This is a genomic window from Micromonospora sp. NPDC047465 (genome assembly GCF_040643125.1).
Taxonomy (GTDB): Bacteria; Actinomycetota; Actinomycetes; order Mycobacteriales; family Micromonosporaceae; genus Micromonospora.
In genome coordinates, this window is sequence record NZ_JBEYTP010000005.1 from 173,109 (window position 1) to 186,827 (window position 13,719).

A 13,719-nucleotide genomic window follows, 5' to 3' on the forward strand; every position below is an offset into this window, starting at 1 on the left:
CGGTTCAGCCCCTCGGCTGGAGTGGGTGCGGCTGTTCGAGCGGTGTGACGCGGGGCACGGGGCCCCCGTCGATGGGTTCGACGGCAACAAAAAAGCCCTCGTGCAGGTTGCACGGGGCCGGCGCACTCTCGACAGGGAGAGTGCGCTCAGGTAAGTACTCGCAGCGACCGGTACGACGACATGCGGTCAAGCCTGACGCATCTCACGCGATGAGTCAACTGATCCCACATGCTGGTTAACGGAGGGCGGAGATTCACCCGTCCGGGGGGCCTGCGCACCCCGCTCCACCTGCCCGGACTCGGGCTCGGGCGGGCGCGGGGCGGGCACCGTCGGCAGCCGCCGGGGCGGCGGGGCCGGCGGGACGGAGGTGGGGGCCGTCGGCAGCCGCCGGGGCGGCGACACGGGCGGGGCCGGGGCGGGGGCCGGCCGGGCGCCGGGGGACGTGGCCGCCTTCAGCATCGCCCCCAGGTGCTCGGCCGGTACGCCCCAGCCGGACAGCGCGCCCTGGCCGAAGCGGCAGCCGGCGGCGACCACGGCGGCCAGCTCGGTGCGCGTGGTCACCCCCTCGGCGATGACCTCCAGGCCGAGCTGGTGACCGAGCCGCATGACGATGTCGACCATCGGCGCGAAGGCCGGGCCGTCCCGGTCCACCGGCCGCACCGGCTCGTGCTCGGCGACCAGGCTGTGGTCGATCTTGAGGATGTCGATCGGCAGGCGCCGCAGCTGCCCCAGCGAGGAATAGCCGGCACCGAAGTCGTCCAGCGCGATCCGGACGCCGGTCAGCCGCAGCGCGGTCAGCCGCCGGATCAGCTCGTCCAGGTCGGTCGCGACGGCGTGCTCGGTGACCTCCAGCACCAGCCGCTGCGGCGGCACGTGGTGAGCGCGCAGCGCCTCGGCGACCTGGACCACGTACTCCGGGGCGTGCAGCTCGCGCGGCGAGACGTTGACGGAGACCCAGACGTCGTGGCCGTCGGCCAGCCAGCGGGAGAGCTGGTAGCAGGCCTGGTGCAGCACCCAGGCGCCCAGCTTGGCGATCATCCCGCACTCCTCGGCCAGCGGGATGAACTCGTCGGGGCGGACGTTGCCCAGCGTCGGGTGGCGCCAGCGCAGCAGCGCCTCCGCGCCGACCGGGCGCACCGAGGGCAGCGAGGCCACCGGCTGGAACACCAGCCGCAGCTCGTCACGCTCGATCGCGCCGCGCAGCTCGTGTTCGAGCGTGGTGCGCCGGCGCAGCAACTGGTCGTACTCGGCGTCGTAGCGCTCGATCCGGTTCTTGCCGCGCTGCTTGGCGTAGCGCAGCGCCAGGTCGGCGTGGCGCTGCAGCAGCTCCACGTCGGGCTCCCCGGCCCAGCCCGCCAACCCGATGCTCACCGAGAGGAAGACCGGCCCCTCGGGCTGGTCGTAGGCGCGGCCGAGCACGCCGAGCAGGCGCTCGGCGACCCGGTCCGCGTCGGCCGGGCAGCCGTGCATCAGCACCGCGAACTCGTCGCCGCCGAGCCGGGCCGCCACGTCGCCGGGGCGCAGGTTGCCGCGCAGCCGCCGGCCCACCTCGGCCAGCACCGCGTCGCCGACGTCGTGGCCGCGCATGTCGTTGACGTTCTTGAAGCCGTCGAGGTCGAGGCCGAGCAGCACACAGGGCGTGCCGGCCTCGGCGCAGCGGTGCAGCGCCCGCAGCAGCCCCCGCCGGTTGGCCAGGCCGGTCAGCGGGTCGGTGTGCGCCAACTCACGGAAGTGCGCCTCGCGCTCCACGAGCCGCCGGGCGTAGCCGCGCACGTCGTGCAGCGTCAGGTACTGCCGGGCCACCAGGGCGAAGCCCTCGACGCTGCCGGCGACGATGCCGAGCGCGTCGAACCGGCCGTCCTGGAGGAGGTGGTACATCGCCGAGGCGGCCATCGCGAACATCGGGACGAACGCGTGGTCGCCGTCGCGGCGGATCAGGTCGAGGTCGGCCTGGCCGGCCGCGTCCACCCGCCGTGCGGCCAGCGCGGCGGCGCCCAGGCCGGCGGCGAGCGCCCCCGCCCCGGCCAGCGCCACTTCCGGCCCGGCCTGGCAGAGGCCGGTGGCGACGCCGAGCCCGCCGCAGGTCACCATGGTGGCCCCGGCGCCGAGACCGGCGAGGAACCGGCGCGGGGGCGGGGCACGGAACGCCACGACGAGGGCGGTCCCGGCGGTCAGGGCCGCGCTGACCGTGGCCAGCAGGATCGGCGGGCAGGCCAGCGGGGTGGCGTCGCCGAGCAGCCGGGTGGGCTCGGAGAACAGCACCCAGCCGACGAACCAGAACGCGGCCGCCATCACCACGCCGTCGAGCGCCAGCCGCACCGCGGCCGCCGCCGACGCGGCCACGCCGGGCAGCCGGAGCAGCCCCGCGGCGAAGAGCAGCCCGCTGACCGCCGTGCCGACCGCGACGACGGTGGCCCAGCCCGTACGCGGGTCCGGCCCGTGCGCCCCGTGCCCGGCGGCGGCGAACGCCACGGCGAGCCCGACCAGCAGGCCGGCCAGCGCGACCGCGGACGCCGCGGCGAGCAGCGCGTGCGCCTGCCGGTGCGGCCCGGACCGCCGCCGGGCGTCGGCGGCCGACAGCGCGCTGGCGGCCGCCGCGACCAGCCCGCACAGCACCGCTGCCGCGACCATGCCCGGGGGGAGATGCACGTCCCCAACTGTGCCGGATGAGGGTCCCGCGTGGGGCCCCGGGTGTGCATCCTTTGGGACACGGCGCGCGCCCCCGGCGGGTGCTCCGGCGGCGGTGCAACACTGGTAGGCATGCCTGAGCTGCGGTCGAAGACCTCCACGCACGGTCGGACGATGGCCGGCGCCCGGGCCCTGTGGCGGGCCACCGGGATGACCGACGACGACTTCGGCAAGCCGATCGTCGCCATCGCCAACAGCTTCACCCAGTTCGTACCCGGTCACGTGCACCTCAAGGACCTCGGCGGCCTGGTCGCCGAGGCGGTCGCCGAGGCCGGCGGGGTGGGCCGCGAGTTCAACACCATCGCGGTGGACGACGGCATCGCCATGGGCCACGGCGGCATGCTCTACTCCCTGCCCAGCCGGGAGTTGATCGCCGACGCCGTCGAGTACATGGTCAACGCGCACTGCGCCGACGCCCTGGTCTGCATCTCCAACTGCGACAAGATCACCCCGGGCATGCTGCTGGCCGCGCTGCGGCTGAACATCCCGACCGTCTTCGTCTCCGGCGGGCCGATGGAGGCCGGCAAGACGGTGGCGATCGAGGGCGTGGTGCACTCCAAGATCGATCTGATCGACGCGATGGTCGCGGCCTCCAACGAGGCCGTGACCGAGGACCAGCTCGGCGCCATCGAGCGGTCCGCCTGCCCGACCTGCGGCTCCTGCTCCGGCATGTTCACCGCCAACTCGATGAACTGCCTCACCGAGGCGATCGGGCTGGCCCTGCCGGGCAACGGCTCGACGCTGGCCACCCACGCCGCGCGCCGGTCGCTCTTCGTCGAGGCCGGCCGCACCGCCGTGGAGATCGCCAAGCGGTGGTACGACGGCGACGACGCCTCCGTGCTGCCCCGCGAGATCGCCGGCCGGGCCGCGTTCGAGAACGCCGTCGCCCTGGACGTGGCGATGGGCGGCTCGACCAACACGATCCTGCACCTGCTCGCCGCCGCCCGCGAGGCCGAGCTGGACTTCGACGTCGCCGACATCGACGCGATCTCCCGCCGGGTGCCCTGCCTGGCCAAGGTCGCGCCGAACTCCCCGCAGTACCACATGGAGGACGTGCACCGGGCCGGTGGCATCCCGGCCATCCTCGGCGAGCTGGACCGGGCCGGCCTGCTCAACCGGGACGTGCACGCGGTGCACTCCCCCAGCCTGGAGCGCTGGCTGGCCGACTGGGACGTCCGGGGCGGCTCGCCGACGCCGGAGGCGGTCGAGCTGTTCCACGCCGCGCCCGGCGGGGTGCGCACCACCGAGCCGTTCTCCACCACCAACCGCTGGTCGTCGCTGGACACCGACGCGGCCGGCGGCTGCGTCCGGGACCTCGCCCACGCCTACAGCGCCGACGGCGGGCTGGCCATCCTGCACGGCAACCTGGCCCCGGACGGCTGCGTGGTGAAGACCGCCGGGGTGCCCGAGGAGTGCCTGACCTTCCGTGGCCCCGCCAAGGTCTACGAGTCCCAGGACGACGCCGTGTCGGCGATCCTCGCCAAGGAGGTCGTCGCCGGCGACGTGGTGGTGATCCGCTACGAGGGGCCGAAGGGCGGCCCCGGCATGCAGGAGATGCTCTACCCCACCTCCTTCCTGAAGGGCCGGGGGCTGGGCCGGGCCTGCGCGCTGCTCACCGACGGGCGCTTCTCCGGCGGCACCTCCGGCCTCTCCATCGGGCACGTCTCCCCCGAGGCCGCCTCCGGCGGGCTGATCGCCCTCGTCGAGCCCGGCGACGAGATCGTCATCGACATCCCGGGCCGCTCGATCGAGCTGGACGTGCCGGACGACGTGCTCCAGGCCCGCCGGGTCGCCCAGGAGAAGCGCGACCGGCCGTACACCCCGGTCGACCGGCAGCGGCCGGTGTCCGCGGCGCTGCGCGCGTACGCCTCGATGGCGACCTCGGCCAGCGACGGCGCCTACCGCCGCGTCCCCGAGTAGCGCCCCGGCCCGTGCCGGCAGCGGCGCCCGGCCGGCCGAGCTGGTCGGCCGGGCGCCGGAGCACGTACTCACCACGCGCGGACCGACGTTCCGGGCGACGCCCGGCTCACGCCGACCCGCCCGGGTCCGAAACCGGCGTCAGGACGGGTCCACGACCCGGTCGATGACCAGGTGCGCCGCGCCCATGATGCTCACGTCCGGGCCGGCGACCACCCGCTCGATGAGCAGCGCCTCGGTGGCCAGCGGCAGACAGCGCTCGTAGAGGGTCGCCCGCATGCTGGCCAACAACGGCTCGCACTCGGCGAGCCGGCCGCCGATCGCTACGACCTGCGGGTTGAAGAAGTTGACCACCACGGCGAGGATCTCGCCGATCGCCCGGCCGGCGCGGCGGGCGAGGGCGGTGGCGTGCCGGTCGCCGTCCTCGATCAGCCGCATCACGCCGGTCAGGTCGTCGACCGGCACGTCCTGCTCCCGCAGGGCGGCGACCAGGGCCGCCCCGCTGGCCACCGCCTCCAGGCAGCCGGTGTTGCCGCAGCTGCACAGCGGCGCCGCGTCGGCCACCACCCGGCAGTGGCTGATGTCCCCGGCGGAGCCCTGGGCGCCCCGGTGCAGCGCCCCGCCGGAGATGACCCCCGCGCCGATGCCGGTGCCGGCCTTGACGTAGACCGCGTGGTCCAGATGGGCGTGGGCGGCCCGGTGCGCGCCGAGCGCCATGAGGTTGGCGTCGTTGTCCACGATGACCGGTACGTCCGTGCGCTGTGCACAGAAGGCACCGACGTCGAAGCCGTTCCAGCCGGGCATCCGGGAGGGGCTGACGATCCGGCCGGTGCCGGACTGCACCGGCCCGGGGATGCCGATCCCGATGCCCCGCAACGCGTCGACGCCGGCGGCGGAGCTTCCCCTTTGGCCGGGCACCACCGCGTCGGCGGGGGGCACCAGCGCGGCGAGGTCGTCGAGCAACGCGCCGAGTACGGCCTCGGGGCCGTCCTCGATGCGGACCGGCCGGGACCGGGCCTCGACCACCCGGCCGGAGAGGTCGAGGGTGCCGAGCCGGGCGTGGTGCGCCCCGAGGTCGACGGCGCCGATCAGCGCGCCACCGGTGGGCACCGCGAGCTGACGGGGCCGTCGACCACCCCGTGACTTGCCCGCCCCGGTCTCCTGGAGCAGCCCTTCGCTGATCAGGGCCTCGACCCGTTGGGAGACGGTGGACGGGGACAGCCCCGAGAGCCGGGCGAGGTCCGCACGACTGACCGCCGCCCCGCTGGCCACCAGCCGGAGCAGATCGCGTGGCCCGCCGCGGAGGCCGTCACGCGGGGCGTCGTCAATCGTCACGCCAGGTTCTTAGCATCCCAACTTTCTTCCGGCAACCTGTTGACTTGATTTGGTCGCTCGCATTAGATGAGCCGCGTTGGTTCGGCCAGCACAAATCTTTGTTCGGACATCGCAGAAAGTGGGGCGAGCTGTGGCACCGACGACGGCAACCGGCCTCGCCGGGCGGACCGGGTCCACGCGCCCGGACCGGCCGATGGTGGCCGTCCGCGGCCTGCAGAAGTGGTTCGGCCCGCTGCACGTGCTCAAGGACATCGACCTGACCGTGGCCGCCGGCGAGGTGGTGGTCGTGGTCGGCCCGTCCGGCTCCGGCAAGTCGACCCTCTGCCGGTGCCTCAACCGCCTGGAGGTCGCCGGCGACGGCGACGTCGAGATCGACGGCGAGCCCCTGCCGGCCGAGGGTCGCAAGCTGGCCCGGCTGCGCGCGGACGTCGGCATGGTCTTCCAGTCGTTCAACCTGTTCGGCCACCGGACGGTGCTCGACAACGTCACGCTCGGCCCCACCAAGGTCCGCCGGATCGCCAAGGCCGAGGCCCGCGAGCAGGCGCTGGCCCTGCTCGACCGGGTCGGCATCGCCGACAAGGCAGACCGCTACCCCGCTCAGCTCTCCGGCGGCCAGCAGCAGCGGGCGGCGATCGCCCGCGCCCTCGCGATGCGGCCCAAGGTGCTGCTCTTCGACGAGCCCACCTCGGCCCTGGACCCGGAGATGGTCAACGAGGTCCTGGACGTGATGGTCTCCCTCGCCGCCGAGGGCATGACCATGATCGTGGTGACCCACGAGATGGGCTTCGCCCGCCGCGCCGCCGACCGGGTCGTCTTCATGGACGACGGCCGGATCGTCGAGTCCGGCACCCCCGACGAGTTCTTCGCCGCCCCCCGTACCGAGCGGGCGCGCGACTTCCTTTCCAAGATCCTCCAGCACTGACCCCCGAGGAGGGTGGCATGTCGATTCTGCACAGGAACCTCACGCGACGCCGCGCGGTGACGATGGCCGCCACGGCGGTGGCCGTGGCGCTGGCCGCCGCCGGCTGCGGCGACGGCGGCTCCGGGCCGGCGGTGCCCGGCGGGCCGGGCGGCGAGAAGGTCGCCCAGTCGGTGTACGACGCCGCTCCCGTGGCCTCCGACGCCGAGATCCCGGCCGGCTCCACCATGGACCGGATCCGCAAGCAGGGCTACCTGACCATCGGCGGCTCGCTGGACGCCCCGCTGCTGTCCCAGCAGAACCCGGTCAGCGGCCAGATCGAGGGCTTCGACGCCGACATGGCCAAGCTGCTGGCCAAGTACATCATCGGCAAGCCCGAGGTGAAGACGGTGACCATCGGCACCCAGACCCGGGAGGCGATGCTCCAGGCGAAGTCGGTCGACGCCGTCTTCCAGACGTACACCATCACCCCGCAGCGGGCCACCCAGGTCGCCTTCGCCGGGCCCTACCTGACCTCCGGCCTGGCGGTCGCGGTGCGCAAGGACGAGACGGGCATCAAGGGCGTCCAGGACCTGGCCGGGAAGACGGTCATCGTCGGCGCGAACACCCCGGCGGTCACCGCGCTGCCCGCCGCCGCGCCCGGGTCGAAGCAGGTCGCGTTCGCCACCGACCCGCAGGCCGTGCAGGCGCTGCTGCAGAAGCGCGGCGACGCGTACGTGCAGGACTTCACGCTGCTCGCCTCGGGCGCCAAGGCGAACCCCGGGATGAAGGTGGTCGGCGAGCCGTTCACCACCGAGGCGTACGGCATCGGACTCAACCGCGAGGACGCCCAGTTCAAGGAGTTCGTCAACAACTGGCTCAAGAAGATCCAGGCCGACGGCACCTGGGCGAAGGTGTGGGAGAGCACCCTCGGCTCGGTGGTGGAGGGCGGCGCGCCCACCCCGCCGGCGATCGGCTCCGTCGAGGGCTCCTGAGGATCCCTCCCCCGACATGGACGCCCTCACCGCACACCTCGACGTACTCGGCCACGGGCTGGTCACGACGGTCCACCTGACCGTCGTGACCACCATCGGCGCGATGCTGCTGGGCATCGTCGTGGCGACACTGCGGATCTGCCCGGTACCGCTGCTGCGCACCGTCGGCACCGTCTACGTCGAGGGGCTCCAGAACTTGCCGTTGCTGGCCCTGCTGGTGCTCTTCGTCTTCGCGCTGCCGACGATCGGCATCTCGTTCCCGCTGTTCACCTCGGCGGCCATCGTGATCGCCGCCTACGAGGGGGCGTACCTGGCCGAGGCGATCCGCGCCGGGATCAACACGGTGGGCGTGGGGCAGGCCGAGGCGGCGCGCGCCATCGGGCTCACCTTCAGCCAGTCCCTGCGGTACGTCATCCTGCCGCAGGGACTGCGCGCGGTGATCCAGCCGATGGGCAACATCTGCATCGCGCTGCTGATGAACACCTCCCTGGCCGCCGCCGTCGGGGTGGTCGAGCTGACCCAGGCCGCCAACAACGTGAACCTCGTCGAGGCCCAGCCGATCGCCGTCTTCACCGGCGCCGGCCTCGCCTACATGCTGCTGGCGCTGCTGATCGGTCGGCTCACCGGCGCGCTGGAACGAAGGCTGGCGATCGTCCGATGAACCCGACCCAACAGATTCTCTTCGACGAGCCGGGCCCCCGGGCCCGGCGGCGGATCCGGATCGCCACCGTGCTCGGCGCGCTCGCCGTCCTCGGCGGGCTCGCCTGGGCGGTCCACCGGTTCGCGAGCTACGGCGAGCTGGCCGCCGACCGGTGGCAGCCCTTCACCACCTGGCCGATCTGGCGCTACCTGCTCGACGGGCTCTGGGCCACGCTGCGCGCCGCCGCGGCCACCGCCGTGCTCAGCGCCGCGCTCGGCCTGCTGCTCGCGCTCGGCCGGCTGTCGGTGCACCGGCCGGTGCGCTGGCTGGCGGGCGCGTACGTGGAGGTCTTCCGGACCGTACCCGCGCTGCTGCTGATCTACGTGACGCTCTTCGCGCTCCCGCAGTACGGCCTGAACTTTCCGCTGTTCTGGAAGCTCGTGGTGCCCCTGGTGGTCTCCAACTCGGCGGCGTTCGCCGAGATCTTCCGGGCCGGCATCAAGGCGCTGGACCGGGGTCAGACCGAGGCCGGCCTGGCCGTCGGGCTGCGGCGGGGACAGGTCATGCGGCTGGTCGTGCTGCCACAGGCCCTGCTGCAGCTCGCCCCCTCCCTGGTCAGCCAGCTGGTCGGGCTGCTCAAGGACACCTCGCTCGGCTTCGTGGTGAGCTACACCGAGCTGCTCTACAGCGGTCAGGTGCTCTCCTCGTACACCAACCTGCTGATCCAGACCTTCCTGGTGGTGGCGCTGATCTACCTCGTGGTCAACGCCTCGCTGTCGAAGTTCGCCCGGGTGCTGCAGGCCCGCAACGGTCGCCTCACCGGACGCCGCAAGCCGGCCGAACCGGATCCGGCGACGTCACTTCTCGTCCAAGGGGGTACCGCCCGGTGACCACTGTCCCGTACGCCGAACTGGCCCGGGTGACCCGCAACGGTTTCGTGGAGAGCCGACACCTCGGCAGCGTGGTCGTGCTCGACCCGTCCGGAGCGGTCGCGTTCGCCGCGGGCGTACCCGACGAGCCGGTGCTGCCGCGCTCCACCCTCAAGCCGGCGCAGGCGCTGGCCTGCCTCACCGCCGCGACCGCCGCCCCGTCGCCGGCCGCCCGCGCGCTGACCGGCCCCGGGCTGGCCATCGCCGCCGGCAGCCACACCGGCGACGACCGCCACGTGGCCGTCGTACGCGAACTGCTGGCCGCCGCCGGGCTCGGCGAGGAGGCGCTCGGCTGCCCGGTGGACTGGCCGGAGGACGAGGCGACCCGGGAACGGCTGATCCGCGACGGCGACCGGCGGAGCCGGATCCGGATGAACTGCTCCGGCAAGCACGCCGCGATGCTCGTCGCCTGTGCCGCCCGGTCCTGGTCCACGCACGACTACCTGGACCCGGCACATCCGTTGCAGCGCGAGATCGCCGCCACGATCGGCCGGCTGGCCGGCACCCCGGTCACCACCGTGGCGGTGGACGGCTGCGGCGCGCCGCTGTTCGGGCTGCCGCTGACCGGCCTGGCCCGCACGTTCCAGGCCCTGGTCCTGGCGGAGCCGGGCAGCGACGAGGCGCGGGTCGCCGAGGCGATGCTCCGCCATCCCGAACACGTCGGCGGCTGGCACGGCCACCCGAACACCGACCTGATGCGGGCGCTGCCCGGGGTGCTCGCCAAGGGCGGCGCCGAGGGCGTGCTCGGGGTGGCCGCCCCGGACGGGTACGCGGTCGCCGTGAAGGTGGTCGACGGAAGCCCCCGGGCCACCACCGCCATCGCCCTCGCCGCCTTGGACGCGGCCGGCGTACCGGTCGACGGCGCCGGGGAACTGCGCCGGGTGCCGGTGCTCGGCGGGGGCGAACCGGTCGGCGCGATCACCGCCGCCATCGATTGGACCGCGGGACCCCGCAAGGAGAAGGAAGACTGATGACGACATTCGAGATCTGCATCGACAGCGTCGAGGGGGCGGTCGCCGCCGAGGCGGCCGGCGCCGACCGGGTGGAGCTCTGCTCCGCGCTCTTCGAGGGCGGGCTGACCCCCAGCATCGGCACCATCGAGACGGCCCTGCGCAGCGTGGACCGGATCCGGGTGCACGTCATCGTCCGGCCGCGGGCGGGGGACTTCATCTACTCCCCGGCGGAGGTCGACGCGATGGTGCGCGACGTGCGGGCGGCGGTGGCCGCCGGTGCGCACGGCGTGGTGATCGGGGCGCTGACCGCCGAGGGCGACATCGACGTACCGACCACCCGGAAGCTGATCGAGGCGGCCGGCAGCGCCAGCATCACCTTCCACCGGGCGTTCGACATGGTCCGGGACCCGTTCGAGGCGCTGGAGCAGCTCGTCGGGCTGGGCGTGGACCGGGTGCTGACCTCGGGCCAGGAGGTGAGCGTGCTGGAGGGTGCCCCGCTCATCGCCGAGCTGGTCCGCCGGGCGGAACGCCGGATCGTGGTCATGCCGGGCGGCGGCATCACGCCGCGCAACATCGCCCGGATCATCGAGGCGACGAACGCCGAGGAGTACCACTTCGCGGCGCTGGTGACCTCGGACGGCCCGGCGGTGCACCGCAACCCGGCGCCGCGGATGGGCGGCTCCCTGCACCGCTCCGAGTACGAGCGCTCCGGCACCTCCGGCGAACTGGTCGGCCGGGTGCTGGCGGCCGCGCGGGCGTGACGTGGTGAGGGGCGCCGCCGGGCGCCCCTTCCCGCCGGCCAGCGGTCAGCGCGACGCCGACGGGAACTCCTCGAAGTACGCCTCCACCCGCTCCGCGGTGGCCGGGCGGGCCAGCGCGAAGCCCTGCCCGTACCGGCAGCCGGCCCGGCGCGCGCCGTCGACCAGGCCCGGCAACTCCAGCTCCTCCACCACGATGTCCAACCCCAACCGGTCCCCCACGGCCACCACCACGTCGATCAGCGGGCGCTGCGGGTCCGCCGGGTCCACCAGCTGCGGGCCGACCTTGAGCAGGTCGATCGGCAGCCGGCGGAGCTGGGCGAGCGAGGCGTGCTCGGCCCGGAAGTCGTCCAGCGCGGTGCGGATGCCCAGCGAACGGAGCCCGGCCAGCCGGGCCACCACGGTCGGCAGCTCGCCGGCCACCCTCGGCTCCGCCACCTCGACCACCAGGCGGTCGGGCGGCACCCCGTACGCGTCCAGCACGGCCGCCGTGCGGGGCACGAAGTCGGGCGCGGCCAACTCCCGGACGGTCACGTTGACCGCCATCCAGAGCTGCCGGCTCCCCGCCGACCAGGCGGCGAGTTGCCGACAGGCCCGGTCCAGCACCCAGCAGCCCAGCTCGCCCACGATGTCGAGGTCCTCCGCCACCGGCAGGAACTCGGCCGGGAGCACCGTGCCGAGCACCGGGCTGCGCCAGCGCAGCAGCGCCTCCGTGCCGACGGGCTGCCGGTCGGCCAGGTCGAGCACCGGCTGGTAGACGAGGTCCAGCTCGCCCCGGGCGACCGCCCCGGGCAGCTCCCGCTCCAGGTCCAGTCGGCGGACGAGCTGCTCCTCCAGGTAGGCGTCGTACCACTCGACCCGGTCCCGGCCGAGCTGCACGGCCCGCCGCCGGGCCAGGTCGGCCTGGCGCAGCAGGTCCTCCGGGGCGGTGCCGGCGACCTCGGCCAGCCCGATGCTGGCCCGCAGCCGCAGCACCCCGCCCGGCACCTGGTAGGGCTGGGTGAGCGCGGCGAGCAGCCGGGTGCCCAGCGCGTACGCCAGCACGGAACCGGTCCCGGTGACCACCGCGAAGCCGGCGGCGGTGAGGTCGGCGAGCAGGTCCCCGGGGCCGACGACGGCGCGGGCGCGACGGGCGACCTCGGCCGTCACGGCCTCCCGGTCAGCGTGGCCGGGCCCCTCGGCGGTGGCGCCGGGGACGTGCAGGTCGACGACGAGCAGCGCGCCGCGGGGAGACGGCGCGTCCCGCAGCGCGGCGAGGGCCCGCAGCAGCTCGGCGCGGCCCGCCGGCCCGCCGGACCGGCCGGTCCCCGGCGAGCGGTGCCGGGCCGCCGGCGCCTCGGCGCAGGTGGGCATGGTGTCGACGCGGGCCGGTGCCGCCTCGGCGCAGGTCGCCGCGGCGTCGGCGGACCCCGGCGCCTCAGCAGGGGCCGGCGGGACGGCAGCGGGGGGCGGCGGGGGCGGTTCGCCCGCCCGGAGCAGGTCGCGGAGCACGAGCGGCGGCGCGACCGCGAGCGCGAGCAGCACGGCGGTGAGGTCCGGCGGCCCGTCGGAGCGGAGCTCCCAGCCGGTGGCCGCCACGGCCGCGGCGGCCGGGACCACCGCCCGGGGCCACACGAGGGTGGGCAGGGCGGGCGGGTCGGGCTGCGGCCGGGCCGCCCGCCGCGCCCCCGCCGCGGTCAGCAGCACCCCGCCCACCAGCGGGGGTACGGCCAGCAGCGCCGCCCGGGCCGGCGACGTCCCGACCGGAAGCGCGGCCAGCGCCACCAGCCCGAGCAGGGTGAGCGCCGCGCCGCCCCGGCACCGGGCGGCGCCGGAGCGCCGGTGCGGCCCGGTCAGCGCCGTGAGCACCGCGATCGCGAGCCCGCCGAGGGCCACCGCCGCCGCGAGCCGGGCCGGCGGGTCGAGGCGGTCGCGGGGCAGCAGCAGCCAACCGGCGAGGACGAGCCCGAGGCCGGCGGCGGTCGCGTCGAGGGCCCGCCGCAGCCGGACCCGGGCGGCCGGGTGCGGCGTCCGTGCCTGCGAAGGCAGCCCGGCGGCGAAGAGCGGGGCGGCGACGACCATCCCCGCCACGGCGACGGCGGGCCGGTGGCGGGGCTCGGCGAGCGGGAGGACGGCGGCGGCCAGCCCCGCCGTCACCACGGCGGCGTCGAGCAGCACGGCGACGCGACGGGGCAGCGCCGCGCGTCGGGCCGCCCGGGAACGGCTGGGCGCCGGCGTGGGCGGGCCGGCGGCCAGCCGGGACAGCCGCGCGCCGGCCAGCGCGGAGCCGGCGGCGCCCGCCAGCGCCACGACGGTCGGGGCCGGCATCCGACCGGTCGCGCCGGCGAGCAGAAGCAGCGCGACGGCGGCGAGGACGAGGGTGTCCGGCACGGCCGGACGGCGGGCGGGGGCGTGGGACGGGTACGCGAGGGGCACGGCGGTCGCCTTCGTGAGGGGGCACGGGCGGTGCGGCGGTGCGGCGGTGCGGGGCGCCGGAACGAGGTGGGTCCGCTGCCCATCTATCGCCAACGAGCGCGCGGGCACGTGGTGACGCCGAGGCGACAGTGGCCCTCGTCACTGCCAGCCGTTCGGGTGGGGCCCGGCGCCGCCCGACGCGTACCGGGGGC

At 75.1% G+C, this 13,719-nt stretch carries 10 protein-coding genes; 7 read left to right on the forward strand and 3 right to left on the reverse strand.

From position 1 onward, the window contains the following. Positions 1–186: 186 nt before the first annotated feature. Complete coding sequence (locus ABZ793_RS07885) at positions 187–2,649, reverse strand: bifunctional diguanylate cyclase/phosphodiesterase (protein WP_357453561.1); 2,463 nt, start codon at positions 2,647–2,649, stop codon at positions 187–189. A 111-nt stretch (positions 2,650–2,760) separates the two neighbouring features. Between ABZ793_RS07885 and ilvD the strand changes: the two genes are divergently transcribed. Continuing rightward, positions 2,761–4,608, forward strand: a complete 1,848-nt coding sequence (ilvD, locus tag ABZ793_RS07890) for a dihydroxy-acid dehydratase (protein WP_357453564.1) — start codon at positions 2,761–2,763, stop codon at positions 4,606–4,608. Between the two features lie 138 nt (positions 4,609–4,746). On the opposite strand, the gene ABZ793_RS07895 is transcribed toward ilvD, so the two are convergent. After that, on the reverse strand, positions 4,747–5,940 hold the full coding sequence (locus ABZ793_RS07895; RefSeq protein ID WP_357453567.1) for an ROK family transcriptional regulator: 1,194 nt from the start codon (positions 5,938–5,940) through the stop codon (positions 4,747–4,749). A gap of 193 nt (positions 5,941–6,133) precedes the next feature. Here ABZ793_RS07895 and ABZ793_RS07900 point away from each other — a divergent pair, with 193 nt between their 5' ends. Genes ABZ793_RS07900 through ABZ793_RS07925 form a run of 6 tightly spaced genes read left to right on the forward strand, consistent with a single transcriptional unit; the run spans position 6,134 to position 11,116 of the window. After that, positions 6,134–6,862, forward strand: a complete 729-nt coding sequence (locus tag ABZ793_RS07900; protein ID WP_357453571.1) for an amino acid ABC transporter ATP-binding protein — start codon at positions 6,134–6,136, stop codon at positions 6,860–6,862. A gap of 17 nt (positions 6,863–6,879) precedes the next feature. Beyond that, complete coding sequence (locus ABZ793_RS07905) at positions 6,880–7,833, forward strand: glutamate ABC transporter substrate-binding protein (RefSeq protein WP_357453574.1); 954 nt, start codon at positions 6,880–6,882, stop codon at positions 7,831–7,833. Between the two features lie 16 nt (positions 7,834–7,849). Next, positions 7,850–8,494 (forward strand): amino acid ABC transporter permease, encoded by a 645-nt coding sequence (locus ABZ793_RS07910; protein WP_357453578.1) that lies wholly within the window; start codon positions 7,850–7,852, stop codon positions 8,492–8,494. Further along, positions 8,491–9,363, forward strand: coding sequence for an amino acid ABC transporter permease (locus ABZ793_RS07915; RefSeq protein WP_357453581.1), 873 nt, complete (start codon positions 8,491–8,493; stop codon positions 9,361–9,363). Before ABZ793_RS07910 ends, ABZ793_RS07915 begins: the two co-directional genes overlap by 4 nt. After that, complete coding sequence (locus tag ABZ793_RS07920) at positions 9,360–10,373, forward strand: asparaginase (RefSeq protein ID WP_357453584.1); 1,014 nt, start codon at positions 9,360–9,362, stop codon at positions 10,371–10,373. The genes ABZ793_RS07915 and ABZ793_RS07920 overlap by 4 nt, the downstream gene beginning before the upstream one ends. Next, positions 10,373–11,116 (forward strand): copper homeostasis protein CutC, encoded by a 744-nt coding sequence (locus ABZ793_RS07925; RefSeq protein ID WP_357453587.1) that lies wholly within the window; start codon positions 10,373–10,375, stop codon positions 11,114–11,116. Before ABZ793_RS07920 ends, ABZ793_RS07925 begins: the two co-directional genes overlap by 1 nt. Positions 11,117–11,161: 45 nt before the next feature. Here the strand turns inward: ABZ793_RS07925 and ABZ793_RS07930 are convergent, their stop codons facing one another. Then, positions 11,162–13,528 (reverse strand): bifunctional diguanylate cyclase/phosphodiesterase, encoded by a 2,367-nt coding sequence (locus ABZ793_RS07930; RefSeq protein ID WP_357453590.1) that lies wholly within the window; start codon positions 13,526–13,528, stop codon positions 11,162–11,164. Positions 13,529–13,719: the final 191 nt, after the last annotated feature.

Excerpts from the sequence above, each read along its gene's own strand:
- ABZ793_RS07905 (WP_357453574.1), top strand. The coding sequence starts at position 6,880 with ATGTCGATTCTGCACAGGAACCTCACGCGACGCCGCGCGGTGACGATG.
- ABZ793_RS07900 (WP_357453571.1), top strand. The coding sequence starts at position 6,134 with ATGGTGGCCGTCCGCGGCCTGCAGAAGTGGTTCGGCCCGCTGCACGTG.
- ABZ793_RS07925 (WP_357453587.1), top strand. The coding sequence starts at position 10,373 with ATGACGACATTCGAGATCTGCATCGACAGCGTCGAGGGGGCGGTCGCC.
- ABZ793_RS07910 (WP_357453578.1), top strand. The coding sequence starts at position 7,850 with ATGGACGCCCTCACCGCACACCTCGACGTACTCGGCCACGGGCTGGTC.
- ABZ793_RS07915 (WP_357453581.1), top strand. The coding sequence starts at position 8,491 with ATGAACCCGACCCAACAGATTCTCTTCGACGAGCCGGGCCCCCGGGCC.
- ilvD (WP_357453564.1), top strand. The coding sequence starts at position 2,761 with ATGCCTGAGCTGCGGTCGAAGACCTCCACGCACGGTCGGACGATGGCC.